The sequence below is a fragment of the Psychrobacillus psychrodurans genome, assembly GCF_050209195.1.
Taxonomy (GTDB): domain Bacteria; phylum Bacillota; class Bacilli; order Bacillales_A; family Planococcaceae; genus Psychrobacillus; species Psychrobacillus psychrodurans.
In genome coordinates, this window is record NZ_CP189791.1 from 3,246,192 (window position 1) to 3,272,062 (window position 25,871).

A 25,871-nucleotide genomic window follows, 5' to 3' on the forward strand; every position below is an offset into this window, starting at 1 on the left:
GCATGCCCAATAGCCTATTTCGTTCAATAACTTCAACAATAAAACATCTTTACTCCTTTTTAAAACAACAAAAGAACGAATTCTACTAATCAGAATCCGCTCTTAAAAGTTTCTTATAACAACTCTAACCAAGTAACCACTTCACAATGCGTTGATTGCGGGAACATATCCACTGGTTGAACCTCTTTTGTTTTATAGCCGCCATCTTCTAAAATTCTCAAATCACGAGCAAGGGTGGCAGGGTTACAAGAAACATAAACAACACGCTTAGGACGTTGCTCAATAATTGTCGTAAGTAGTGCTTCGTCACAGCCCTTTCTTGGCGGATCAACTACCAAGACATCCGCTTGTTTTCCTTCTTTGTACCATTTAGGTATAACTTCCTCTGCAGGACCAGCCTCAAAATAAGTATTAGTAAAACCGTTCAGCTCCGCATTTCTTTTTGCATCTTCAATAGCCTGTGGAACAATTTCTACACCAAGTACTTGTTTTGCTTTTTGTGCTAAGAATAGAGAGATTGTACCAATACCACAATAAGCATCAACAACTGTTTCATCACCTGTAAGCTGAGCATAATCCAAAGCTTGTTTATAAAGTACTTCAGTTTGTTCTGGATTTACTTGATAAAATGAGCGAGCCGAAATTTCAAAGCGAACATCTCCGATTAAGTCTTCAATAACAGCTTTGCCCCAGATAACGTTTGTTTCATTTCCAAAGATCACATTTGTGTTTCGGTTATTTACATTATGAACAATCGATTTCACATTCGGCTCTACTTCACGAATGAACTGAATAATTTCCTCTTGCTTCGATAATTTCGCATGCTTCGTTACTAGTACAACCATCACTTCTCCAGTTGCTCGTCCTTTACGTACGACTAGGTGGCGAAGCTGGCCTTTTTTCGTTTCTTCATTGTATGGAATTAAATCTAGTTTCAACGCATTTTCTTTTACTGCTCTTAGTAATCTATCTGCTTCATCTGTTTGTATTAAACAAGTATTCGTGTCTGCAATTCGATGTGATTTCGATTGATAGAATCCTGCGATTACTTCACCATCTTCTAAATCGAATGGAATTTGAGATTTGTTGCGGTATTCCCACGGCTTGTCCATGCCTTTTACAGGAAGCACAGGCGCATCTATCTTCCCTATACGTTTCATGACATTGCGAACCATACTTTCTTTCCACTCAAGCTGCCCTTCATACGTCATATGCTGAAGCTGACAGCCCCCACATTCATAAAACACTGGGCATGGTGCTTCTACACGAAATGGTGAAGGTTCCACGATATTTTTCAATTTGGCAAAGCCATAGTTTTTTAATGTTTTTAGCACATGTACTTCGACAGTTTCGTTCGGTAAGCCTCCAGTTATAAATAGAGGATATCCATCGACCTTTGCGACTCCTGCTCCGTCATGTGTTAAATCTTCAATATGGACTGTTAACTGATCATTTTTTTGTACTGGTGTATTCAATGTTAAACTCCGTTCTAGTTATGATTGATTCATTATACCAAAAAGAATGCGTACAAGTCTGCTGACTCATACGCATAATCATATATTTTTCCGTTATTTTATCTGTATATGTATTTTTGGGGTCTTCTAGCTCGATTTATTGCTTTTCCTGGAATACGATTAGCTTTCTGCATAAAGTTTCTCGTGAAATTCCATACATTTTAACTTACGCTAAAAATCAAAAAAAGCAACCAAAATTATTACTTTGGTTGCTAATACTTTATTGGTTAGGATTCTTTACTTCGATGTCTTTTATAGTCGTCATGAAAGATTGGAACAAACCCATTCTGTTCCATTTTTATATAACGTTGCTCTAAATGAGTTATTATTTTTTGACCTTTTTCTTTCGAAAAGACGCCGTACTCAACGTATTTGTTGATAATTTCTTTCTTTTGCTTAAGAGCTTCTTGTTGTAAGGCCTTCATCTCTTCTTGCTGCTCCGACGTTAATTTTACATCTGTTGGCATGTCGGCCTTTGCCTCCATTGACGTCAAACCCATCAACCCAACAGTCATTAAAATCGCTGTCATTACACTTAACCAACGTTTACTCATTTACATTTCCTCCTCTCTTGTTTTGTTTTATCGTGTGCTATTTGACATCATTTATCCTTTTTTTGAAAAACTGTATAGTTTCTAAAGGTGGATATAAACAAAAAAACCTCAATTTTGAGGTCCCTTAATTATTGTTTTACTTCTGTAATTTGCTTGTTTACGATTTTTGATAACTGATCCCAGGTATGAATTTCAAATGTCGGTTGGATATCAGTATGATTTAGTTTTCTTTTTGGATTAAACCAACATGTATCAATTCCAAAATTATTTCCACCTTGGATGTCGGATGAAAGTGAATCTCCTATCATTAATACACGCGATGGATCGGAAATTTGAAGTCGTTCTAATGCATATGCAAAAATTTCTTTTTGCGGTTTTTGAAATCCTGTTTCTTCAGAGGTAATTATGATTTCAAAGAGATTTTTTAATGCCGAGCCATTTACTCTAGCATGTTGGGCGTCTTTAAATCCATTAGTAAGGAGTGCAATTCGAAAATCTGTTAAGCTTGCAAACAATTCCTCTACTCCATCAATCATATGAACTTCTTTTCCTAAATTTTCTATGTACTTTTGACCGCATAGTATCGGATCTATATCTAAGGAATGTTCTATAAATAATCGTTTAAAACGTTCGACCTTTAATTCTGCTAAAGATGTGCGACCATACTCAAGGTCATCCCATAACACCTTACTAATCGATTTATAACTAGTAAAATAATCTTCTAAACCATTTGGAAGTCCATACTCTTCAAATAAAAGACGGAGTGCATTCTGTTCAGTCATTCCAAAATCGAGCAATGTATCATCCAAGTCAAACAATAGTACATCGTATCTCATATAAATTCCACCTTTCATACTCCTATAATTTTAGCATATTAAGTTTAATATAATACTGGAATAGCCTTTATTGTTATCCAGTATTAAGAGACTATTTTATTGGCAAAAATGTATTTTATGAGCTATATTTGATAAGTTATGGGCTATTTTAATAAATTTTAGGGTTTTAGTGCAAGTTTTAGTGGAGATTTTTAGATTTATGGGATCTATTTAATTGTCTATGGGCTATTTTAATCTTTTTAGGGCTATCCTCAATATAAAAAATGACCTCAATCTATACGATTGAGGTCATTACCTTTTATTCGTCCTTCACTGCTCCGTCCCTAGAAGCAGCCCAAAAGGCTACGATAATGGAGCCGATTAATACGATGAATGGTGCGTAAAATATCATAAACTCTGTCATATAATCTCTCCTCCTTACGCGTGGTTATTTTCTTTTTTTCCACGTACATAGTCTTTATTGAATAAAAATAATCTTAGTAATAAATACAACGATGGGATTAACAGAGCAAGCCCAGCTATAAAAGCGACGATTAAGGCAATAGCCATCGCTTCATTTGTAAAGCTGTCATATATCGTTAAGTGTGGATACAATAAATATGGAAGATGCGCAAATCCGTATGAGAAGAACGCTATTAAGAATTGCCCTCCTAGTAGCACAAATGCCAGTCCGTAACTTCGTTTCGACCATAATAACCATACTGTTCCGATAAAGAGCAATAACGACAATGCAAATGCCCACCATATATCGAGCATATTTTCATAGTGCTCCAGATTATGTGAACGGAGCTCCACCATAATTCCGCCCGCTGTTATAATGGTGGGAAGTGCCCAAATGAGCGCATACTTTCTCATCAGCCTTGTTGCATCTAAATCACCTGCTTTATTGGCATACCAGGTCAAAAACACTGATGAAATATACAAAACAGAAGAAAGGCTTAGCACTACAATCGACCATGTGAGAGGACTTGTAAATAGCGCTTCATAATCGAGAGTTGGTGATTCATTAATCATATGAACAAAGCCGCCCTCTGAAATAGTTAATACAATGGAAAGTGCTGCTGGGATAAATAGACCAGCAAGACCATACATAAATGAATATCCCTTATGCCCTCTAGAACCATACGTTTCAAAAGCATAGTAGGAGCCACGGATTGCAAGTAATATTAACGCTATACTCGCAGGTACTAGTAAGGTCGTACCATAATAAAAAGCAGTCTTCGGGAAAAATCCGATAATGCCAACAAAGAAAAATACAAGAAACACATTCGTTACTTCCCAAACTGGTGACAAGTAGCGCTGTATAATATTCGTTAGAATTCGTTGCTTACCAGTGAGTAAACTGTAAGCATTAAAAAAACCTGCGCCAAAGTCTATAGATGCAACGACCAAATAGCCAAAAAGAAACGTCCATAACACAAAGATTCCGATGATTTCTAATGTCATAATATATCACCGCCTTTTTCTACATGTCTATCCTCTATTTCCTGTTCCACTGGGTTTTTCCTAAACATACGTGTTAAAACTACAATACTTCCGATACCAAGTACCAAGTACAGTCCTGCAAATAGTATGAGCATAATATCCACATGGGGACTGGTCGTTGCAGCATCTTCGACTCGCATAATACCTCTTAGAATCCAAGGTTGCCTTCCGACTTCTGCAAGCCACCATCCTGCTTCAATCGCTATAATTGATGCCGGTCCACCTAGAACAATGAGCCAACGATACCACTTGGAGTTAACAAATGCCCATTTTAGCTTCGTACCTAGCCAGTATAATCCCGAAAGTACTACCATCGACATACCAATCGTCACCATAATATCGAAAAGATAGTGGATATATAACGGTGGTGTTTCATCTGCAGGGAACTGATCTAAACCAATTACTTCAGCAGTCGGATTAAAATGCGCTAGAATACTTAAAGCAAAAGGTATTTCTATCGCATACTTCACTTCTCCATCATCTAAGATTCCATATAAAATTAGTGGTGCACTTTCTTCCGTTTCAAAATGCCATTCCGCAGCTGCTAGCTTTTCTGGCTGATATTCAGCTAAATATTTCCCTGAAAAGTCACCAATAATAGCAGTAGCAATTGAGAATACTAAGCCAACCTTCATCGTTAAGAATAATGCTTTTTTATGATATATATGATTCGAGCCTTTCAATAAACGGAAAGCTGCAATTGCCGCTAACACAAATGCAGACGTCATATACGCAGTCACTACTACATGTGCTACCTTTGTGGGCATAGCAGGATTGAACATAGCTAGCAGTGGGCTAATATTCACTAACTCTCCATTTAATACATCAAACCCTTGGGGTGCATTCATAAATGCATTTACAATTGTGATAAAAACAGCGGAAAATGATGCTCCAACAGCTACTGGAATAAGTAACAGAAGATGCTTCTTTTGATTCTCAAATCGATCCCATGTGTATAAGTAAATTCCTAGGAAAATAGCTTCAAAAAAGAAAGCAAATGTCTCCATAAATAGTGGAAGGGCAATAATATTTCCCGCTAGTTCCATAAAGTTCGGCCAGAGTAAAGAAAGTTGCATACCAATCGCTGTTCCAGTCACTACACCAACCGCTACAGTAATTACGAATCCTCTTGCCCATCTTCTTGCTAGTAATATGTAATGTTCATCATTCTTTTTAATACCTACCCATTGGGCTATCATAATCATTAAAGGAACACCAACACCAATAGTTGCGTAAATAATATGAAACGATAAGGTCAATTCGGTTAGTACGCGACTAAAAAATACGGATTCTTCATTCATCATTCTTCCCCCTTTCTAATTACCAAATATTCTCCCCGCAATCGATAGCATCATGATTCCTGCCACAATAAAAGCAAGCCACATTAAATACTTTTCCTGTTTCTTATACATGTGCTTCACTCCTTTACCTACATAATACCCAAAATAAAAGTTATTGAACTTTATTATTATGAAGGTAATACAAAATTATGATAGCTAGGCAGGGAATTTCGATTTTCTAAGGCTTTAAAATTGCATACAAAAAAGCTCAACATATATAATGCTGAGCTTTTGCTTACGGTCTATCCTGTTCTCGAATTTCATCGATTGGAACAAAGACCTCTATATGTCTATATAAATTTTGGAATGTTGCAGGAATATTCCCACCGTATTCCCCGTCTAGATTAAGAAGAACTTTATCATCAGAAGTAACTTTAATATGTTTTGCTTTTTTATGAATCACATGTGGATCTGCTAAATGATCTCCGCGTAAGGCTAAAGACGCTACACGAATAAATTCAGCAATGTTCACTTTTTTTAGAATCAATAAAGAAAATAACCCATCGTTAATACTCGAATTTGGAGCAAGTTTTTCAAATCCACCTACTGAATTCGTTAAACCAACTAAGAACATCATTACTTCGTCTTCAAATACTTCCCCATCATATTCAATTCTAACCTTTGTTGCGTTGATCGATGGAAGCATCTCTATACCTTTTAAATAATAGGCAAGCTGCCCAAGCATCGTTTTAAGTTTGCTCGGTACTTCGTAAGTAAGTTCCGTAATTCGACCGCCACCAGCAATATTAATAAAATAGCGATCATTAACTAAGCCTACATCCACTGGAATCGAATCACCTTTAATAATAATATCCACTGCTTTTTTTATGTCTCTTGGAATATGAACAGCTCTAGCAAAGTCATTTGTCGTTCCCATCGGAATTAGCCCAATTTTAGGACGTTTCTCAAATTCACTTACACCTGCAACTACCTCATTAAGCGTTCCATCTCCTCCAGATGCAATGATAATATCAAAGCCATTTTCTACCGCCTTCTTCGCTGCCTCGATGGCATCACCTTCAGCTGTGGTCGCATGACATGATGTTTCATATCCAGCGATCTCTAAGCTTTCCAAAACCTCTGGTAAATGTTTTTTAAATAACTCTCTTCCGGAAGTTGGATTATAGATAATTCTTGCACGTTTCATACTTATTTCCTTTCTGCTTCACAATACTTACTTCTCATAAAGACTATATATCATTACAAAAAGTTCCATGACACTATTAAAAGAGTCGACTCTAGCCGACTCCTTTAGGAATATGGTTAGTAATATTTTATTTTTGTAGTGCTTGAATCCAAGTATTACGTATGCTTTCATATACAGCTAGATGAAATTCCTGATTGCTGACAAACTCATTAGTCATTTGCGCATAAAATTCTTTTTGTACTTCCTCAAAAGAAGGATCTTCTTTTGCAGGAAACTTTGCTCTACCATCCATTACGAACTGTTGAACTAACTCTGCGCGTGGACCCCATTTAGAAACCACTTCACCTTCTCTATTTAACAACAAATAAACAGGAATTGAACGGCCACCATTTGTTAAATGCTGATCTATTAAATCCAAGTTTTCATCGCGATAAACAGCACGTACTTCAATATTAGCAGCCTCTGCAATTTTACGTAAAATAGCATTATTCATCATCGCATCGCCACACCAGTCTTCTGTAATAACTAGTATATGTGGTGTTTTTTCCTTTAATACTTCAATAAATTCATCATCTGCGGGTACATCGAATTTATTGTAGATGCTGAAAGATTCTTCTTTCTTCGTAGTCATATCATCCATATATTGAGTTAGTGGCTTTGCATTTTCAAAATATTGTTGTTCTGTAGACAAGTGAGTTGCCTCCTTTTTTCTAAGTATACTTCGTTTTCAATCGTTATTCAAACAAGCTAGACTATTCCATAACCTTTTTATACTATTGATTTCTTCTTCGCTTGAAATAAAATAACGTCATTCACTTTTTTATGTATTTCTCCATCCCTATAAAAAATGGCGCCTCCATCTGGGAGAGCATAAATAGTACGTTCAGTGGAAAGTGCAAATAATTCATCATCAGATGCTTCGTTATAATGTACTTCCACGCTAAAGTTTACTAAACCTAAACCTTTTATCACTAACGACTCTGGATAATCATCGTCTTTTGTTAAAATACATTCCCGGCAAAATGCCAAAGCACCTGCACTATAACCAATTTGTAACCTAGGATAATTTCTAATGCTTGAAGAAAGTTCTTTTTCTTCGATTATCTTGAGTAACTTTTCTGGTCTGCCACCTATTAAATATAGAACATCACTCTCATTTATCATCGAAACCATTTCTTTTGTGGAAAGTTCCTCATGTAATAAATCTAGTCTAACATTTGAAATGTTAGAGAAAACCTGTATTAAACTTTCCATCCAGCTATCATACTTTGAAATTTCCGTTGCAAAAGGAACAACTAAAACTTTCGAATTTGGTTTAATCCTCTTCGACAATTCTTCAAATACTTCATCCAACTCACCTTTTAAAACGTGCCCACCACCAATAAAACATAACTCCACTTTGCATACTCCCCATTACGTAAAATATTCTTTCATCATAGCATCAACACACATCGAAATAAATACTATTTAGTTTTTGTATCCCTAAAATATGGGTGAATGAGAGGCTTGTATGCTATACGAGAGAGCACCGATTATATATAAGAAAAACCTTCTATAAGTGGGTTTACTTGCGGTGGGATGGGCTTTACTTGCGCTCGAGGTGGATTTACTTGCGGAGTTGGTTAGATACTTGCGCTCGGAATCGGTTTACTTGCGGAGTAGATGCTTTTGCTTGCTAAAAGGGATTATCTGGAAGATTTAAATACTCTTTGCTTTTTGCCTTGGTGAAAAGCTTCCTTATTTGGGTTTACTTGCGGTGGGATGGGTTTTACTTGCGCTCGAGGTGGATTTACTTGCGGAGTTGGCTAGATACTTGCGCTCGAGACCGGTTTACTTGCGGAGTTGATGCTTTTACTTGCTAAACGGGATTATCTGGAAGATTTAAATGCTCTTTGCTTTTCGCCTTGGTGAAAAGCTTCCTTATTTGAATTTACTTGCGGTGGGATGGGCTTTACTTGCACTCGAGGTGAATTTACTTCCGGAGTTGGTTAGATACTTGCGCTCGAGACCGGTTTATTTGCGGAGTAGATGCTTTTACTTGCTAAACGGGATTATCTGGAAGATTTAAATGCTCTTAGCTTTTCGCCAAGGCGAAAAGCCTCCTTATTGGGATTTACTTGCGGCGGGGTGGGCTTTACTTGCGCTCAGGGTGGATTTACTTGCGGAGTTGGTTAGATACTTGCGCTCGAGACCGGTTTACTTGCGGAGTTGATGCTTTTACTTGCTAAGAGGGATTATCTGGAAGATTTAAATGCTCTTAGCTTTTCGCCTTGCCGAAAAGCTTCCTTATTGGGCTTTACTTGTGCTCCGGAGCGGATACTTCCATACAAAAAGGATGCCCAAATGAAATGGGCATCCTTGAGTATTAGCGTTTTACGATTTCTTCGTTCAAGATTTTGTTAACAAGAGGCGGATTTGCTTGGCCTTTTGTTGCTTTCATGATTTGTCCAACTAGGAAGCCAATTGCGCGGTCTTTCCCGTTTTTGAAGTCTTCGATAGATTGGGGATTAGCATCAAGTGTTGCTGTTACGATTTCGCGTAGTGCGCCTTCGTCAGAAATTTGTACTAAGCCTTTAGCTTTTACGACTTCTGCAGCGTCTCCACCGTTGTCAGCAAGCTCTTTGAAAACTTTTTTCGCGATTTTTGATGAGATAGTACCATCCGAGATCAATTTAATCATTCCAGAAAGATTAGCAGGAGTTAGTTCTATATCCTTCAATTCTTTTTGGTCTGCGTTTAAGTATGCAGACACCTCACCCATCATCCAGTTAGCAGATAGTTTTACGTCAGCTCCATCAGCAATAGTTGCTTCAAAGAAGTTAGCCATATCCTTAGATAATGTTAATACATGTGCATCGTATGGAGATAATCCTAACTCTTCTATATAGCGTTGTTTGCGAGCATCTGGTAGCTCCGGGATTTCTGAGCGCACACGTTCTAACCATGCGTCATCAATTACAAGATCCACCAAATCTGGCTCTGGGAAATAACGATAATCATCCGTACCTTCTTTAACACGCATAAGAATCGTTTTACCAGTTTTCTCATCATAGCGACGAGTTTCTTGTTCAATGATTCCACCAGCAGATAATACTTCTGCTTGACGAACTTCTTCGTGCTCTAGTCCTCTACGTACAAAGTTGAACGAGTTTAAGTTTTTCAACTCAGTTTTAGTACCAAATTCTTCTTGACCATAAGGGCGAATAGAAATATTCGCATCACAGCGTAAAGATCCTTCTTCCATTTTACAATCTGAAACGTCTGTATATTGGATAATAGATTTTACTTTTTCTAAGTAAGCATAAGCTTCCTCAGGTGTACGGATATCTGGTTCTGAAACGATTTCAACTAGCGGAGTTCCTTGACGGTTAAAGTCAACTAAAGAATATCCATCTGCATGGGAAAGTTTCCCAGCATCTTCTTCCATATGAAGACGAGTAATTCCAATACGTTTTTTCTCACCGTTTACTTCAATTTCAACCCAACCATTTTTACCGATTGGTTTATCAAATTGCGAAATTTGATATGCTTTCGGATTATCTGGATAGAAATAGTTTTTACGGTCAAACTTTGTATTCTGCTCGATTTCCATATTTAGCGCAAGTGCTGCACGCATTGCAAAATCGACTACGTTTTTATTCAATACAGGTAATACACCCGGGTATCCTAGGTCTATTACTGTTGTGTTTGTGTTTGGTTCAGCCCCAAAATGATTAGGTGCTGATGAGAAGATTTTCGAGTTAGTTTTTAACTCTACGTGTACTTCTAATCCAATAACTGTTTCAAAGTTCATGTTATTTTCCCTCCCAAATCTGAGGAGTTTGTTTATGGAAATCAGTAGATTGCTCATAAGCATGTGCTACGCGATAAATCGTTGACTCGTCAAAATAATTCCCGATAATTTGTAGACCTAGTGGTAATCCATCTTCAAATCCACAAGGGATAGAAATTGCTGGTACACCTGCAAGGTTAATTGGAATTGTTAAAATATCATTTGCATACATCGTCAATGGATCTTCTACGTTTTCTCCAATTTTGAATGCTGGAGTTGGTGCCGTTGGTCCGACAATTACATCATAATCCGCTAAAACTTTATCGAAATCTTGTTTGATAAGTGTACGAACTTGCTGTGCTTTTTTATAGTAAGCATCGTAAGTACCTGCGCTTAATGAATAAGTACCTAGCATAATACGACGTTTAACTTCGTCACCAAATCCTTGTGCACGAGTTTCTTTATAAAGATCCAATAAGTTTTCAACGTTTTCAGCACGGAAGCCATAACGAATTCCATCAAAACGAGAAAGGTTGGAAGAAGCCTCAGAAGATGAAAGAATATAGTATGTAGCTAAAGCGTATTTAGAATGTGGCAATGAAACCTCTTCCCAAGTTGCTCCCTGTTCTTCTAATACTTTCAACGCATCCATAATAGATTGGCGAACTGCTTCACTTACACCTTCTCCTAAATATTCTTTAGGTACGGCGATACGAAGACCTTTAATATCTCCTGTCAAAGCTGCTACAAAGTTTGGAACATCAACATCTGCTGAAGTAGAATCATTTGCATCAACTCCAGAAATTGCTTCTAGAAGTAGTGCATTGTCTTCTACGTTACGAGTGATCGGACCAATTTGGTCTAAAGAAGAAGCAAACGCTACTAGACCGAAACGAGAAACACGTCCGTACGTAGGTTTCATACCGACAACACCACAATAGGATGCTGGTTGACGAATAGATCCACCAGTATCTGAACCTAGCGAGAACGGCACCTCACCAGCTGCTACTGCTGCTGCTGATGCACCTGAAGAACCACCAGGAACACGGTCTAATGACCAAGGGTTTTTAGTTGTTTTATAGGCTGAATTTTCATTAGAAGAACCCATTGCAAATTCATCCATATTCAATTTACCGATTGTGATCATACCAGCCTCGCGTAACTTTTTCACAACCGTTGCATCATAAATAGGATTGAATCCTTGTAAAATTTTACTTGCACAAGTAGTTTCTAATCCTTCTGTTACGATATTATCCTTTACTCCGATTGGTAAACCGAATAATGGTCCACGTTCTTCAAAAGGTATTTTTTCTAATTCTGTAGCTGTTTCTAATGCTTTTTCTTTATTCAAAGCTAAGAAGGCTTCTACTTCGCCATCAAGTTTTTCTACACGTGCAAAAGCTTCGTTTGTCAAATCCACTAAAGAAACTTCTTTATTATGTATAAGCCCTTGTAATTCTTTCGATGAGCGATTAAATAACGTCATGATTTTCCCTCCTTACATTTATTAATCCATAATTGATGGTACTTTTACTTGACCAGCTTCTTGGTCTTTCACATTTAACATCATCGTATCTCTTTCCAAACCTTTAGTAGCTACGTCTTCACGTAGCACGTTTACTAATGGAAGGACATGTGTAGTAGGTTCTACATTTGTTGTATCCAACTCTTTTAATTGCTCAGCAAATTCCGTGATTGCTCCTAGTTGAAGTGCAAACTTTTCTGCTTCTTCCTCTGTAATTGCAAGTCTCGCAAGATGGGCAACATGCTTTACTTCTTCTTTCGTTAACTCCGCCATTTATCACACCTCCGAATTCAGGTAACCATACGAAATATCATATCATTTTTCACTCTGCTTGAACAGAGAGTACCTCTTTACTGCTTATTGTGTGTATATATGCACATACGGTTCTTCATCACCAGCTTTTTTCACTAGTAATGCCTCTGCACCATCTATAGAATTCACTTGTACTTCAATATTCATCGCAGGGAGATTTTTTACTAAGCCTGCAAGATGCTGTGTAAACCCAATAACCTCTGCAGTTCCATAAAACTGTATAGGAATAGTGACTGTCAACTTTTGAAGTTGCTTATCTTTGAAATAACCTGTCCCAATAATACTCGTATAATTGGAAAAGTATGTTTCTACATCTTGTTTGAAGCCGCGGAAAACTGTATCTAAATCACGGTATTTTTCTTGAGAGTCCGCAGTAGGAAATAGAACATACTCCTCGTCAATTGCTTTCCAGTCAGATACATTTTTTCCTGCAGCCGCTGTACTATACGTAAAATATGTTCCTGGAACAACTGCGTTCCGACTATTTTGTTTGAACAAGCCGACTACAATTGGAATATCAGCAAGACCATCCATTTTACGTAAACGGGTAACTACTTCTTCAGCAATTCGTTTGCCATTCTCTTCAATCTGAGCCTGGGTCAGTTTCTCTTCATATATAGCACCATATTTTTCTTTCTCGTAGTAATAAGTTGAATTTAACGCCAATCCTATGGAAATTCCTGAGAGACTTACCTTATTATCTACTTTTTCTAAATAGTTTTGTTCCACGATATGCGTAATATAAACCGGAGCTTTTTTTGCTTTTTCCTCTCCAGTTAAACCTACATCACTGGGATTTAATCCACCTTCTTCTTGATTGCTTCTTGCTAGCCAATCTTTTAAGGTACTCGTATCTAAGTACTGCCCTTCCTGGAACAAATACTTTTCTGGCGAAAACTCATTTTGAGAAATACGAAGAAGTCCATTTTCCACTTCCTTCATATCATACTTACTAGATAAGTTGGATACTACTAATCCTCTACTCGCACTTTCCTCGTAAGGTAATAATGTTCGATAATATGTTTCGTCTAGCTGCAAACTCGGAATTATTACTGATTTGGTCTCTTCTTCTTCTGTATTTTGTATAACCTCTGTTTTGTCATCTAAAGAAGGAGTACAACCAGAGACCATTAGTAATAAAGCCAGCGTCAACATGCCTATATGTTTTTTGGTCATGTTCGCCACTCCCTTTACTCCGCTATGGAGTCTAATAATTTTTGTTCATCCCAAACCTCAATACCGAGGCTTGTGGCTTTTTCAAGTTTTGATCCTGCTTCTTCTCCAGCAATGACCAAATCTGTTTTCTTACTGACACTTCCAGCAACTTTACCACCTAATGACTCTATTTTTTCTTTTGCTTCTGTACGAGATAGTTGCATTAGTTTACCTGTTAAAACAACTATTTTCCCTGCAAATGGACTTTTTTCCATTACATTCGCATCAATAATTCTACCAGTATACTTTAGTGTCAATCCTGCTTCTTTTAAGCGATTAACCAATAATCGGACTTCTTCTTGCTCAAAATAGGTCACTAATGAATCAGCCATTTTGTCTCCAATTTCAAAAATCGCTATAAGCTCTTCTCTTGTTGCTTTCATTAGCGCATCAAAGCTATGAAAACTCTCGGATAATATTTTTGCCGCTTTTTCCCCAATATGGCGAATTCCAAGTCCAAATAATACTTTTTCCATTGAGTTTGCTTTAGATGCTTCTATTGCTTCCACTAAATTAGTTGCCGATTTGAGTCCCATACGCTCAAGCTTTACTAAATCGTCCACTGTCAGATTATATAGATCTGAAATATCTTTTATTAATTGTTCTCTAAACAGCTGTTCAACCACTTTTTCACCAAGTCCATCAATATTCATGGCATTGCGAGACGCAAAGTGGTAAATACCTTCTTGGATTTGAGCGGGACATTGTGGATTTACACAACGAAGTGCGACTTCTTGTTCGATTCTAACTAATTCACTTTCACAAACAGGACAATGGCTTGGCATTTCGTATGGTACTTCCGTGCCTTTTCTCTCTTCCATTATAACGGAAACTACTTCTGGAATAATATCTCCAGCTTTTCTGATAATAACATGATCACCAATTCTAATATCCTTTTCACGGATTAAATCTTCGTTATGAAGTGTTGCACGTTGCACAGTAGATCCAGCTACTTGTGCCGGTTCTAAAATAGCAGTTGGAGTGACAACACCCGTACGACCAACCGTTAAGTCAATATCGATAATTTTAGTAACTACTTCCTCTGCCGGAAATTTGTACGCTATCGCAAAGCGTGGACTCTTCGCGGTAAACCCTAGCTCTTCTTGCTGTGCATAGTCATTTACTTTAATAACAATCCCATCAATTTCATATGGAATGTCATGTCTTTTTTTCGTCCATTCTTCTATAAAGCTAAGTACTTCTTCAATGGATGTACATTTTTTTGTTTCCTTATTAGTTGGTAACCCCTGTTTCTTCATAAATCCTAGTGCATCCAAATGATTGTCTATATTCTGATCCTCACCATCACCACCCATACCATATACGAACATGGCTAAATTACGACTAGCAGTAATTTTAGGGTCGAGCTGACGTAAGGAACCTGCTGCCGCATTGCGTGGATTGGCAAATAAGACTTCTGCTTGTGCTGTACGTTCTTCATTCAACTTAGAGAAGGAAGACTTTGGCATGTATGCTTCCCCTCTTGCCTCTATGGTTACCTTTTCTTTTAAGCGCATTGGAATCGAACGAATGGTTTTAATATTACTTGTAATATCTTCACCGGTGGAACCATCCCCACGGGTAGCTCCTCTTTTTAAAAGTCCATCCTCATACAATAAGGAAATTGCAAGACCATCAATTTTCAATTCACATACATACGTTGGTGACTCACCGATAATACCTTGAATGCGTTTATCAAAATCACGTAAATCCTCTTCGCCAAATGCATTGGATAGGCTTAGCATTGGATTGGCATGAGTTACTTTTTTAAAGCCTTCACTTACGATGGAACCAACTCGCTGAGTAGGAGAATCTGGTAATATTAAATCTGGATTTTGTTCCTCCAAAGCTATTAGTTCATGCAAGTATTGGTCGTATACGGCATCCGGAACAATAGGATCATCTAATACATAATAGGCATGTCCATAATCATTCAACAATTTGTGTAGCTCTTGTACTCGTTGTTCTAACTGATCCATCCAGGGTTCCTCCTGTTGTGATTATACTTTTTCGATTGGGGCAAATTTTGCAAGCAGACGCTTAATACCCGTAGGACTTGGGAATGCAATATCTAGCTCAGTATTCTCACCTTCTCCACGAACACTGACAACCATACCTTCACCCCATTTTTTATGAGTCGCTTTGTCTCCAACTTGCCAGCCCATTTTTTCTCCACCAGACTCGTTGTATGCTGGACGAGTAACTACTGCTTTACGAGTATTACCAATAGCTTTTGCATGTCTTTCTGGATTTTTGCCAATATCTTTTGTCCAACCAACGACTTCCAGAATATCATCTGAAATTTCTTTGATAAAACGAGATGGGCTATTAAAACTTCCACGACCAAAAATAGTTCGAGACTGCGCACAGGTAATTACAAGTCTTTCTTCTGCTCTAGTGATTCCCACGTAGGCCAAGCGTCGTTCCTCTTCCATTTCATCATCGTCACCAAGTGATCGTGAATGTGGGAAGATGTTTTCTTCCATCCCAATGATAAATACTACAGGGAATTCTAACCCTTTTGCCGCATGCATTGTCATTAAAATAATATTCCCTTTAGATACATCTTCATCTTCATCCAATTTATCTATATCTGAGATAAGTGCCAAATCAGTTAAAAATGCAACTAACGACTTGTCATCACTCTGTTTCTCAAATTCTTTCGTTACAGACAGAAACTCTTCAATATTTTCTAAGCGACTTTCGGCTTCAATTGTTTTTTCATTTTTCAACATCGTGCGATATCCTGTCTTATCTAGCACTTGCTCGACAATTTCTGTTACAGACAAAAACTCCTGCATTTGGGTCAGGTTATTGATTAACCCTTGAAATTGAATAACTGAGTTTACTGCACGAGCTGGTATCCCCATAAAGTCCACTTCACTTAACGCGTCTAAAATCGAGCGGTCCTGGTCCAGTGCATAGAGCGCCATACGTTCAAAGGATGTCGCTCCAATGTTTCGTTTAGGCTCATTAATAATCCGAGCAAGAGACAAATCATCATCGTTGTTGGCTATCAAACGTAGATAGGCAAGTAAATCTTTAATCTCTTTACGATCATAGAATTTTGTGCCGCCCACAATTGTGTAAGCCATATTCGATTTAACGAGCACTTCCTCCATCACACGGGATTGAGCATTCGTACGGTATAAAATAGCAAAATCATTTAAAGTACGATTTTCTAGTTCCATCAAGTCTTGAATTTTTTGAACTACATATTGTGCTTCCTGCTGTTCATTCATCGCTCGGAATAACTCGATTTTTTCCCCTTCTAGATTCTCCGTTCGCAAAACCTTCGGATATCTACTCGTGTTATTACCAATGACGTCATTTGCTGCCTGTAAGATTCGTTGTGATGAACGATAATTTTGCTCTAGCATAATTGCTTTTGCATTTGGGTAATCTTTTTCAAACGATAAGATATTCTGAATATCAGCTCCACGCCAACGATAAATTGATTGGTCCGAGTCACCAACGACACAAATATTTTTGAACTTTTTAGCAAGCATCTGCACTAGTTCATACTGTGCTTTGTTCGTATCCTGATATTCATCTACATGGATATACTGGAACTTGTTTTGGTAAAATTCAAGCACATCAGGAACTCGTTTAAATAATGTCAATGTCAACATGATTAAATCATCAAAATCGAGGGATTGGTTCTTTCTCAATTTTTTTTGATAGCTTTGATACACATTTGCCACTGTCTTTTCAAATGGATTCATCTCATTCATCTGCGCACGATACGTATCCGAATCGATACAAATATTTTTGGCACCACTGATGGCATTAAGCATCGAGCGAGGGTCATATTGTTTCGAATCAATATTTTGTTCTTTTAGCACATTTTTAATAACCGTTAATTGATCACTTGTATCTAATATCGAAAAGTTTTTTGTGTATCCAATTCGATCAATATCTCTTCTTAAAATACGTACGCACATGGAGTGGAATGTTGACACCCACATTCTTTCCCCTGTTCCTGCTCCCAATAAGCCGTTAATACGTTCACGCATTTCTCTTGCCGCTTTGTTTGTAAAGGTGATTGCTAAGATTTTCGATGGGTATACTTCTTTTTCCACGATTAAATATGCGATTCGATGCGTTAATACACGCGTTTTCCCTGAACCTGCACCAGCCATAATAAGAAGTGGACCTTCTGTTGTCTTCACGGCTTCTTCTTGTTCTTTATTCATACCATTCAATAGGTTTTTCGCGATGATTTCCATAGTGCACTTCCTTTCGAGAACATTTGTTCCCTAATCATATCGTAATTCTATTGTTTACTCAATGTCTTTACAGCTTGAACTGTCTTTAATGCCTCTGCCAAGTTGTCATATACTTGATTGCCCACAATGATTGTATCCGCATAGGTAGCCATTTGTCTTGCATGCTCCTCTGTTAGTATACCCCCACCATAAAATAGCTTTGTGTTTTTTATACGATTCTTTACTTTTTTCACAGTTTCTACGTTTCCATACATTCCGCTATATTCCATGTAGAAGACTGGAAATTTAAATAAATACTCCACCATTTCCGCATAAGCTATTATATCTTCTTCACTGCTCGGATTCACTGCATTCGTCAATTTTGCCGCTTTACAATCGGGATTTAAAATGCAATACCCCTCTGGGATAATCTCATCCCAATTCATAACTTCTCCGAACTCCTTGGTAGCTGCATGATGTAAATCCTTTACCCACTTCGTTTCAGAGCTATTTAATACACTCGGTATAAAATAATAATCGAACCCAGGTGTAATAGATTCAATCGTAGATACTTCTAATGCCACAGGAACTGCATACCTTCTAATACGCATGAGCAAATCAATCACATTGTCGAGTGTTACATTGTCAGATCCACCGATGATAATTGCATCTGTACCAGATTCGCAGATTTTTTCTAGAGCATCTGCACCTATAGGTTTTGCCGGGTCTAACTTAAATATATGTCGCCAATCTTTATATTCCATTTTTTTCACCTACATCTAATTAGTTAACATTCATCCATTATAACAAAAAAACTGAACAGACATCGCTGTTCAGTACATGTTCTAACATATTTTGAAAACTTATATTTTTCTTCCTACTCTTTTATTGTTGGTACTGGATTTTCATCAGGATATAGTCGCCCTAACATCTCATCGTAGGTACCATTACCATAGTCATATGCACGTCTTACACGTGATATTGTTGCAGTACTTGCCCCAGTTTCTTTTTTTATAGATTCATATGTTTTTTTCAAGCGCAATAAATGTGCGACCTCGAAACGCTGTGCCAAGGATTGAATTTCACTTATCGTACATAGATCATCAAAAAATCGATAGCACTCTTCCATATCCTTTAATTCTAGTACCGCTTTAAATAGTTGTTCGGTTTGATTACCTTTAATTTTTTCAATCTGCATTGCGGTCATCTCCTCTTTATTTAATTGGCTATATTATTTCGTATCTGGATTTTCACTTATTACATACAATACCTAGGCTAGTTAAGGTAAATAAGTTACCATTTCCTCTAATCCAGGACTAGTTGGTATAAAATTGATCCAAGTCTGTCCCGGTACTAGTTTTGCAGGAACCCCATTTTCCATCGGCATAAGAATTCCATCAATATTTTCCCATTCGATTTCCTTCATAATACCTGCTTGGAATATATAAGCTCTTCCTCCATCATTCAAAGATAACTGACGTCTACCAGAACTATCAATAACTTTATGTGGAATTTCCATGCATATTACATTTGCAATTTTAATAGCTTTGTCTGTCTCTTTATCTGTTGTAAGAACTCCAGCGGTCTCTCTCTCATAAATACCCTCATCCGATATATACGTATATTCATTCTCAAAAGATGAGCCCGATCCGTAATGGATAGAAAAATTAGATACGGGATTACCAATTTTTATCCCTTCAAAGGATTCATAGAAAGAGAACCTAGGTATTTTACTCATTTCCATCGAAGCTCCTACTTTTTCCGCACCTGCTAAAATCTTTTCTTTTGTAATATACGAATTATGAGGAGCTTTTCTTTCACTTGATCGCTCAAATAATATGCCATCGTATTGCATTCCATTTATATTATCAACTACTCTAGAACTCAGCATTTTTTGAGCATCTGGACTATATCCATGTGCAATATAAAATGCGTCTAGCCCTTTGGCAACGTCAACAAAGTAATCTCTAGCACTTCTAACAGGTCCAAGTTTTTCTGGAATCTCACTTTGGTACACTGCTAAAAATCTTGTCACATTGCCTTCTGCTAACATTTCATAAATGATATCTGCTTTTGCTATTCCCGACTGTGGACGTGCGAGCGGATGATTGTTGATAGTGACTAATACGGGTCTTTGTGTCAATTCTTTTTCTGAGCCAATACCAGTGAAGGGAGCCCTATACGGCAGCACTTCTTCCTCCGCTTGTACTTCTACTTCTTCCACTACATCTTCTATGATCTCTTCTACTGGATCTGCTACTTCTTCTTTACTGGAACAAGCTACGAGAAGTACACTAGCAGCTATTAAAATTCCCCATCGTTTGAACACAACCAACGTCCCCCTACCTCATTAATGCTGGAAATAATACTTGTTTTTTCATCACATCAAAAATTCCTCTTTGCGTAATCCTTACATATGGTAAGTGTGTCGCTTGTAGAAATAACAATGTATAAATCGCATCCCCATGCTTAAATCCTCTATTAGCTAGTTCTTTTTTTAATACTAGCTCTTCTTCTATTAATTCTTCTACTGACTTATTAGAAAGTACTCCGCCTATTGGAAGTTCAATAGAACAAACAACTTGCTCATCTTCTACAATGACTATTCCACCATTCATTTTCTTAACTTCCCGAAAGGCTTGTTGCATACTTTTTTTATTCTTCCCAATTAATATAATATCTCCTGTATTAGAGTACGAAGAAGCGAAGCCCATTAGAGAAGTTGCGAAACCTTTAATAAGTGTGGATACCTTCCACTTCCCTTTACGGTCTAATAACAATAGAAAACTTTCATCGTGATCTTTTGATAGCTCGATGTCGGTTGTATCAAATGAGATGGAATAGGGTTTAGTAATTACATCATTTACCATTTCTATTCCAAACGGTATCGAGAACTGAAAGTCTGCTTCTGATACATCAAACGACAAGTTTAAGTCTGGCATAGGAGACCAGTCAATTGGCTCTAATGTTCTAGTCTTTTGTTGCTCTTTCTTCAACCATACTCCTTTGGATAACACACTTAATGGGACAGGACTTTGCTCATCCTTTAAGAAATTGAGATTTGCAAAACGTCCCGTTGCAATTACGCCATGTAAATTAGACAAATTATAGTATTTCGCCACATTAAAGGATGCCATCAAATATGCATCAATCGGTTTCACTCCTGCATCTAGTGCGACTTGAATGCATTTATCCATAACTCCATCCACATGAAACGAAGGAGTTGCTCCATCTGTCGTCATCATTAAATGATCAAAAATATGAAGATCTTTTTCTAAAATATCCTTTAATAGTTGTGGTAAATCTGGACGTATCGACGAGTGACGGAGTGTTACCGCATATCCATGAAGAATACGCCGCTCCACTTCTTCAATGGTCATCGCCTCATGATCTCCATCTGCTCCTAATAAACGCATCCTTGCAAGCGTGCGCTCAGAGGCTCCAGGAAAATGCCCTTCAATTTTCATACCATTTGTCTTAGCTTGCTGCAGCCAATAAAGCATTTGATCATCACCTGAAAGTAAGCGTGGCCAACCTGTCAACTCACCGCCCATTATGACATCATGACGCTTTATCCATTCTCCTACCGTTTTTGAAGTAAACAATTCTTCTTCATTCTCTAACTCCGTTTGAGAATCAAAACGTGCCCACCAATAAAAAGAAAATGGCCTTTTTTGTAGTTCATCTATTAATGAAAACGCTTTCTTATTTTCAAGCATCAAGAAAAAAGTTAAGTTATCTGCGATAAATGTAGTTGTTCCTAATTGAGCAGCATAATCTGCAAAGGTTTGTGGATTATAAAGCTGGAATGGATGTACATGAGGCTCAATATAACCTGGTACAATTTTTTGACCAGTTGCATCATATACCTCTGTTTGGTCGGAAACTAACGGCATTTCAGAACCCGTATAAACAATCCGATCTTTTACAATCCAAATGTTTCCTGTAATCCATTTCTTTAAATGACTATGCAGAAACGTTGCATTAGTAATAACAATGTCTGGTGACTGCATTCCATTGACCACATCGAGCTGATGCCTTATTTCTTCAATCTTCCAAATGGGATATTGCATTCCATCCATTCTCCTTTCTTTTTGTTTACTCATAAAAATAATATTAGCATAGTACTTTAGTAAAGCAAAGTAGCGAATTTTAATTTCATTGAAATATAATGGTAAAGTTAGGAAATAAAGACTTGAAATCCACATGTAAAATCTAACAAAATGGAGTCACAATACTTTAAGTTAAAAACTATTTCTAGCGTTTTCAGTAGACATCGACAGGCTTGAACGTTTATGACTGATTCAATTTTATTTTATCATTACTTGTTTCCTTCTGTAGGCTACTTGCTTTATGTCTTTATATACTGTTGGAAGGATATTTTCACCAAATTAGTTTACTATTTTATAGCATAAATGTGTATATACCACGGAAATCATTGCAGGATTATATTTAATTAATAATCAATATTCAAGAGAGGCTTTTATATACTTTCTTTAAAAAAGCAAAGAAAAACATATTGTTTTTCTTTGCCTGTTCATCAATTATTGAAATGTACGCCAGCCAATATCTTTACGATAGAATAGACCATCCCATTCAAAATCAGCTAAGCCTTCATATACTTTTTGTTGTGCTTCCTTTAGATTAGACTCGCTCGCTGCCACGAGGATGACACGTCCACCATTAGCTATAAAGTCTTCGTCTTCTACTTTAGTCCCGGCGTGGAAAACATATAATCCTGCGCTAGTTAATGTAGTTAAATCTGGAAGCTTAGCTCCTTTTTTCACGTCAACTGGGTAACCATCGGATGCGATTACAACACCAAGCACCGCTTCATCTGACCATGTTAATTCAAATGGTGTTTCATTCATCAAGGCTAACATGAACTTTCCAAAATCACTAGTCATTCGGGGCAATACTACTTGCGTCTCCGGGTCTCCGAAGCGCGCGTTGAACTCGATCACTTTTGGTCCTTCATTCGTCAAAATCAATCCTGCGTAAAGAATACCTGTAAAAGTGATTCCTTCTGCTGTCATTGCTTTCACAGTTGGAACTACGACAGTTTCGTACGCTATGTCAACTATGTCCGAGGAGATTTGTGGAACTGGTGAATAAGCACCCATTCCCCCTGTATTAGGTCCTTTATCGCCATCATAGGCACGCTTATGATCCTGTGCGATGACCATTGGATAAATTTGTCCTTTATGGACAAATGACATAAAAGAGAATTCTTCTCCGGCTAAAAACTCTTCAATAACTACTCGTGATGAGGACTCTCCGTATAACTGATTGCCAATCATGTCTTCCACAGCTTGGTTTGCCTCTTCCACTGTCATGGCAACTACGACACCTTTACCAGCTGCAAGTCCATCTGCTTTTACAACGATTGGAGCTCCTAGCTTTTCAATATATGCCTTCGCACTAGCTACATCTGTGAAAGTTTCATATGCAGCTGTAGGAATATTGTATTTATCCATAATTTCTTTTGCGAACGCCTTACTTCCTTCAATTTGAGCTGCTGCTTTTGTGGGGCCAAATATTCGTAAACCTTCTGCTTCAAAATAATCTACGATGCCGGCTGCCAGTGGTTGCTCTGGTCCTACAAATGTTAAGTCAATGTTATTATCCTTTGCGAAGGTTACCAGTTCTTCAAAAGCCAGCACATCAATGGGAACAATCTGGACATCCTTTGCAATGCCGTCATTACCCGGAGCTACAAATACATTTTCAACTGAAGGTGAATCCATGAATTGTTTGGCTATTGCATGCTCACGGCCACCACTACCAATTACGAGAATATTCATCTAGATATTCCTCCTTAGTGTTTGAAATGACGAACGCCAGTGAATACCATCGCAATACCATATTCATTCGCTTTGTCGATAGAATCTTGGTCTTTCACTGACCCACCTGTTTGAATAATAGCTGTAATACCTGCTTTAGCAGCTATCTCCACTGTATCGTTCATTGGGAAAAATGCATCTGAAGCAAGACCTGCTCCTATTGCACGTTGTCCTGCTTGCTCTAAAGCAATTTTAGCTGAGCCTACACGGTTCATCTGACCTGCACCAACACCAATGGTCATATCTTCAGTTGCCACTACAATTGCATTTGATTTAACATGTTTAACTACGCTCCAACCAAGCTCTAATGCTTTCCATTCATCGGCAGTTGGCTCCCGATCGGTTACTACTTTTACATCTGCATCCTTTAACCCGAATGTATCAGGGGATTGAACAAGTAATCCACCCTCCACAGAGACTGTATTCCACGCATCCTTTTTGGTTTGCTCATAAGAAATAGTTAAAAGACGAATGTTCTTTTTCGCTGTTAGCATAGCAATCGCCTCATCTGAGAATGAAGGAGCAATAATAATTTCTAAGAAAATACCTGCTAATACTTTTGCAGTTGCTGCATCTACTTCACGGTTTAATGCAACAATCCCACCAAAAATAGACGTTGAATCTGCTTCATAGGCTTTATTGAAAGCATCCGAAATTGTTTCGCCTGTCCCAACACCACACGGATTCATATGTTTCACCGCTACTGCAGCTGGAAGTTTAAACTCTTTTACGATTTGAATAGCAGCATTAGCATCCTGGATATTATTATAGGATAGCTCTTTACCATGTAGTTGTGTTGCAGAAGCAATCGAAAAATCAGAACCAAGTGGTCGTTTGTAAAATGCTGCTTGTTGATGAGGATTTTCACCATAACGTAAAGATTGCTTACGTTCATATGTAAGTGTCAACAATTCTGGGAATTCTTCACCAGCTAAATCGGTCATATAACCAGCAATCAATGCATCGTATGCAGCAGTGTGACGGAACACTTTTGCAGCAAGTTTGCGTCTTGTTTCAATTGTCGTCTCACCACTCTCTTTTAACTGAGCAAGTACTTCAGCATAGTCAGATGCATCTGTTACAACTGTTACGTATTGATGATTTTTCGCTGCCGAACGAAGCATTGATGGTCCGCCGATATCAATATTTTCAATAGCATCTTCAAATGTCACATCTTGTTTAGAAATCGTTTCACGGAAAGGATATAAATTTACACAAACTACTTGAATAGGAGTTATTTGATGCTCTTCTAGCTGTGCTTGGTGTGAAGGGTCGTCATGCTTTGCCAATAAACCACCATGTATCATTGGGTTCAATGTTTTTACTCGACCATCCAAAATTTCTGGAAATTTCGTAACTTGGTCTACTGATGTAATTGCCACACCATTTTGTTCTAAAAATGATTTCGTTCCACCAGTTGATAAAATTTCATAGCCAAGTAGATCCAACTCTTTTGCAAACTCGAGAATTCCTGATTTATCTGAAAGACTAATTAACGCACGTTTTGACACCATAATTCCTCCTTAAATTGGTAGTTCTATTTGTGTTCATTGTTGTTGGAATATTACCGCTGAGATTAGAACTTAAACTTTGCCGCATCAGCTGGACATGCGCTGCCGCATCCGCAAACAAGAGTTGTAATAAAGTTATTAAATGGATATTTTTACCACTACGCAAGTAAAACATACCCGAGAGCAAGTAACCGTATCATAAGCGCAAGTATCTTATAAAGTTAAGCAAGTATTGCTATGCTAAACGCAAGTAACTAACGCGCCAAAGCAAGTAAACAAAATATTTGCCTATTACTTTTACGGCTACTTGCTGCTATACACCGAATGAAATGGATATTTTTACCGCTACGCAAGTAAATCATACCCGAGAGCAAGTAACCGTATCATAAGCGCAAGTATCTTATAAAGTTAAGCAAGTATTGCTATGCTAAACGCAAGTAACTAACGCGCCAAAGCAAGTAAACAAAATATTTGCCTATAGATGACTATTCATACGGTTGGACATGCACTGCCGCACACTAGGCTTTCAAGGATGAGTCGCTCTGTCCCTACATCCTTTTTCAAGTTTATCCACTCTTCGTGCTCTTGCGGCATGTATGGCGCACATCC

Annotated in this window: 21 protein-coding genes; all 21 read right to left on the minus strand. The window is 37.7% G+C overall.

Annotation, left to right across the window (positions count from 1 at the left end; translation table 11 throughout):
• Positions 1 to 113: 113 nt before the first annotated feature.
• The 21 genes from rlmD to purH all read right to left on the minus strand — a co-directional run bounded on the left by rlmD (position 114) and on the right by purH (position 25,262).
• Positions 114 to 1,475 (minus strand): 23S rRNA (uracil(1939)-C(5))-methyltransferase RlmD, encoded by a 1,362-nt coding sequence (rlmD, locus tag ACQCPR_RS16065; protein WP_427137536.1) that lies wholly within the window; start codon positions 1,473 to 1,475, stop codon positions 114 to 116.
• Positions 1,476 to 1,741: 266 nt separating this feature from the next.
• Complete coding sequence (locus ACQCPR_RS16070) at positions 1,742 to 2,068, minus strand: YckD family protein (RefSeq protein ID WP_090568045.1); 327 nt, start codon at positions 2,066 to 2,068, stop codon at positions 1,742 to 1,744.
• Positions 2,069 to 2,196: 128 nt separating this feature from the next.
• Positions 2,197 to 2,904 (minus strand): YjjG family noncanonical pyrimidine nucleotidase, encoded by a 708-nt coding sequence (locus ACQCPR_RS16075; protein WP_427137537.1) that lies wholly within the window; start codon positions 2,902 to 2,904, stop codon positions 2,197 to 2,199.
• A 298-nt stretch (positions 2,905 to 3,202) separates the two neighbouring features.
• Positions 3,203 to 3,307, minus strand: a complete 105-nt coding sequence (gene cydS, locus ACQCPR_RS16080) for a cytochrome bd oxidase small subunit CydS (protein WP_416235963.1) — start codon at positions 3,305 to 3,307, stop codon at positions 3,203 to 3,205.
• A gap of 14 nt (positions 3,308 to 3,321) precedes the next feature.
• Complete coding sequence (locus ACQCPR_RS16085) at positions 3,322 to 4,350, minus strand: cytochrome d ubiquinol oxidase subunit II (protein ID WP_093495211.1); 1,029 nt, start codon at positions 4,348 to 4,350, stop codon at positions 3,322 to 3,324.
• Entirely contained in the window at positions 4,347 to 5,693 is a 1,347-nt protein-coding gene (locus tag ACQCPR_RS16090) for a cytochrome ubiquinol oxidase subunit I (protein ID WP_241598294.1), read from the minus strand. The genes ACQCPR_RS16085 and ACQCPR_RS16090 overlap by 4 nt, the downstream gene beginning before the upstream one ends.
• A 271-nt stretch (positions 5,694 to 5,964) precedes the next feature.
• A complete protein-coding gene (locus ACQCPR_RS16095) occupies positions 5,965 to 6,876 on the minus strand; it encodes a diacylglycerol kinase (RefSeq protein WP_241598293.1) in 912 nt (303 codons plus the stop codon).
• A gap of 127 nt (positions 6,877 to 7,003) precedes the next feature.
• On the minus strand, positions 7,004 to 7,567 hold the full coding sequence (locus tag ACQCPR_RS16100) for a thioredoxin family protein (protein ID WP_241598292.1): 564 nt from the start codon (positions 7,565 to 7,567) through the stop codon (positions 7,004 to 7,006).
• A gap of 77 nt (positions 7,568 to 7,644) precedes the next feature.
• A complete protein-coding gene (locus tag ACQCPR_RS16105; RefSeq protein ID WP_340930643.1) occupies positions 7,645 to 8,274 on the minus strand; it encodes a Type 1 glutamine amidotransferase-like domain-containing protein in 630 nt (209 codons plus the stop codon).
• A 967-nt stretch (positions 8,275 to 9,241) separates the two neighbouring features.
• A complete protein-coding gene (gene gatB, locus ACQCPR_RS16110) occupies positions 9,242 to 10,669 on the minus strand; it encodes an Asp-tRNA(Asn)/Glu-tRNA(Gln) amidotransferase subunit GatB (RefSeq protein WP_090568027.1) in 1,428 nt (475 codons plus the stop codon).
• Position 10,670: 1 nt separating this feature from the next.
• On the minus strand, positions 10,671 to 12,134 hold the full coding sequence (gatA, locus tag ACQCPR_RS16115) for an Asp-tRNA(Asn)/Glu-tRNA(Gln) amidotransferase subunit GatA (protein WP_090568024.1): 1,464 nt from the start codon (positions 12,132 to 12,134) through the stop codon (positions 10,671 to 10,673).
• 21 nt (positions 12,135 to 12,155) lie between these two features.
• Positions 12,156 to 12,446: an Asp-tRNA(Asn)/Glu-tRNA(Gln) amidotransferase subunit GatC gene (gene gatC, locus ACQCPR_RS16120; RefSeq protein WP_090568021.1), complete on the minus strand. Its 291-nt coding sequence runs from the start codon at positions 12,444 to 12,446 to the stop codon at positions 12,156 to 12,158.
• Between the two features lie 84 nt (positions 12,447 to 12,530).
• Positions 12,531 to 13,661, minus strand: a complete 1,131-nt coding sequence (locus ACQCPR_RS16125) for a CamS family sex pheromone protein (RefSeq protein ID WP_427137538.1) — start codon at positions 13,659 to 13,661, stop codon at positions 12,531 to 12,533.
• Positions 13,662 to 13,675: 14 nt separating this feature from the next.
• Positions 13,676 to 15,679, minus strand: coding sequence for an NAD-dependent DNA ligase LigA (ligA, locus tag ACQCPR_RS16130; RefSeq protein ID WP_427137539.1), 2,004 nt, complete (start codon positions 15,677 to 15,679; stop codon positions 13,676 to 13,678).
• Positions 15,680 to 15,700: 21 nt separating this feature from the next.
• Positions 15,701 to 17,929: a DNA helicase PcrA gene (gene pcrA / locus ACQCPR_RS16135; protein ID WP_241598281.1), complete on the minus strand. Its 2,229-nt coding sequence runs from the start codon at positions 17,927 to 17,929 to the stop codon at positions 15,701 to 15,703.
• Positions 17,930 to 17,976: 47 nt separating this feature from the next.
• Positions 17,977 to 18,672 carry a heptaprenylglyceryl phosphate synthase gene (locus tag ACQCPR_RS16140; RefSeq protein WP_427137540.1) on the minus strand — a complete coding sequence of 232 codons (696 nt, stop codon included), beginning with the start codon at positions 18,670 to 18,672 and terminating at the stop codon, positions 17,977 to 17,979.
• Positions 18,673 to 18,785: 113 nt separating this feature from the next.
• A complete protein-coding gene (locus tag ACQCPR_RS16145; protein ID WP_090568010.1) occupies positions 18,786 to 19,106 on the minus strand; it encodes a YerC/YecD family TrpR-related protein in 321 nt (106 codons plus the stop codon).
• Positions 19,107 to 19,187: 81 nt separating this feature from the next.
• Positions 19,188 to 20,237: a DUF3048 domain-containing protein gene (locus tag ACQCPR_RS16150; protein WP_427137541.1), complete on the minus strand. Its 1,050-nt coding sequence runs from the start codon at positions 20,235 to 20,237 to the stop codon at positions 19,188 to 19,190.
• Positions 20,238 to 20,250: 13 nt separating this feature from the next.
• A complete protein-coding gene (locus ACQCPR_RS16155) occupies positions 20,251 to 21,981 on the minus strand; it encodes an adenine deaminase C-terminal domain-containing protein (RefSeq protein WP_090568007.1) in 1,731 nt (576 codons plus the stop codon).
• A gap of 471 nt (positions 21,982 to 22,452) precedes the next feature.
• Positions 22,453 to 23,712: a phosphoribosylamine--glycine ligase gene (gene purD / locus ACQCPR_RS16160; protein WP_427137542.1), complete on the minus strand. Its 1,260-nt coding sequence runs from the start codon at positions 23,710 to 23,712 to the stop codon at positions 22,453 to 22,455.
• 14 nt (positions 23,713 to 23,726) lie between these two features.
• Complete coding sequence (purH, locus tag ACQCPR_RS16165; protein WP_427137543.1) at positions 23,727 to 25,262, minus strand: bifunctional phosphoribosylaminoimidazolecarboxamide formyltransferase/IMP cyclohydrolase; 1,536 nt, start codon at positions 25,260 to 25,262, stop codon at positions 23,727 to 23,729.
• Positions 25,263 to 25,871: the final 609 nt, after the last annotated feature.

Bases quoted from the DNA above. Each gene is read 5' to 3' on its own strand.
- ACQCPR_RS16075 (WP_427137537.1), bottom strand. From the start codon at position 2,904: ATGAGATACGATGTACTATTGTTTGACTTGGATGATACATTGCTCGAT.
- gatA (WP_090568024.1), bottom strand. From the start codon at position 12,134: ATGACGTTATTTAATCGCTCATCGAAAGAATTACAAGGGCTTATACAT.
- ligA (WP_427137539.1), bottom strand. From the start codon at position 15,679: ATGGATCAGTTAGAACAACGAGTACAAGAGCTACACAAATTGTTGAAT.
- ACQCPR_RS16070 (WP_090568045.1), bottom strand. From the start codon at position 2,068: ATGAGTAAACGTTGGTTAAGTGTAATGACAGCGATTTTAATGACTGTT.
- ACQCPR_RS16085 (WP_093495211.1), bottom strand. From the start codon at position 4,350: ATGACATTAGAAATCATCGGAATCTTTGTGTTATGGACGTTTCTTTTT.
- ACQCPR_RS16090 (WP_241598294.1), bottom strand. From the start codon at position 5,693: ATGATGAATGAAGAATCCGTATTTTTTAGTCGCGTACTAACCGAATTG.
- gatC (WP_090568021.1), bottom strand. From the start codon at position 12,446: ATGGCGGAGTTAACGAAAGAAGAAGTAAAGCATGTTGCCCATCTTGCG.
- ACQCPR_RS16140 (WP_427137540.1), bottom strand. From the start codon at position 18,672: ATGGAATATAAAGATTGGCGACATATATTTAAGTTAGACCCGGCAAAA.
- ACQCPR_RS16095 (WP_241598293.1), bottom strand. From the start codon at position 6,876: ATGAAACGTGCAAGAATTATCTATAATCCAACTTCCGGAAGAGAGTTA.
- cydS (WP_416235963.1), bottom strand. From the start codon at position 3,307: ATGACAGAGTTTATGATATTTTACGCACCATTCATCGTATTAATCGGC.
- purD (WP_427137542.1), bottom strand. From the start codon at position 23,712: ATGAATATTCTCGTAATTGGTAGTGGTGGCCGTGAGCATGCAATAGCC.
- ACQCPR_RS16145 (WP_090568010.1), bottom strand. From the start codon at position 19,106: ATGCAGATTGAAAAAATTAAAGGTAATCAAACCGAACAACTATTTAAA.
- ACQCPR_RS16125 (WP_427137538.1), bottom strand. From the start codon at position 13,661: ATGACCAAAAAACATATAGGCATGTTGACGCTGGCTTTATTACTAATG.
- gatB (WP_090568027.1), bottom strand. From the start codon at position 10,669: ATGAACTTTGAAACAGTTATTGGATTAGAAGTACACGTAGAGTTAAAA.
- pcrA (WP_241598281.1), bottom strand. From the start codon at position 17,929: ATGGAAATCATCGCGAAAAACCTATTGAATGGTATGAATAAAGAACAA.
- ACQCPR_RS16155 (WP_090568007.1), bottom strand. From the start codon at position 21,981: ATGCAATATCCCATTTGGAAGATTGAAGAAATAAGGCATCAGCTCGAT.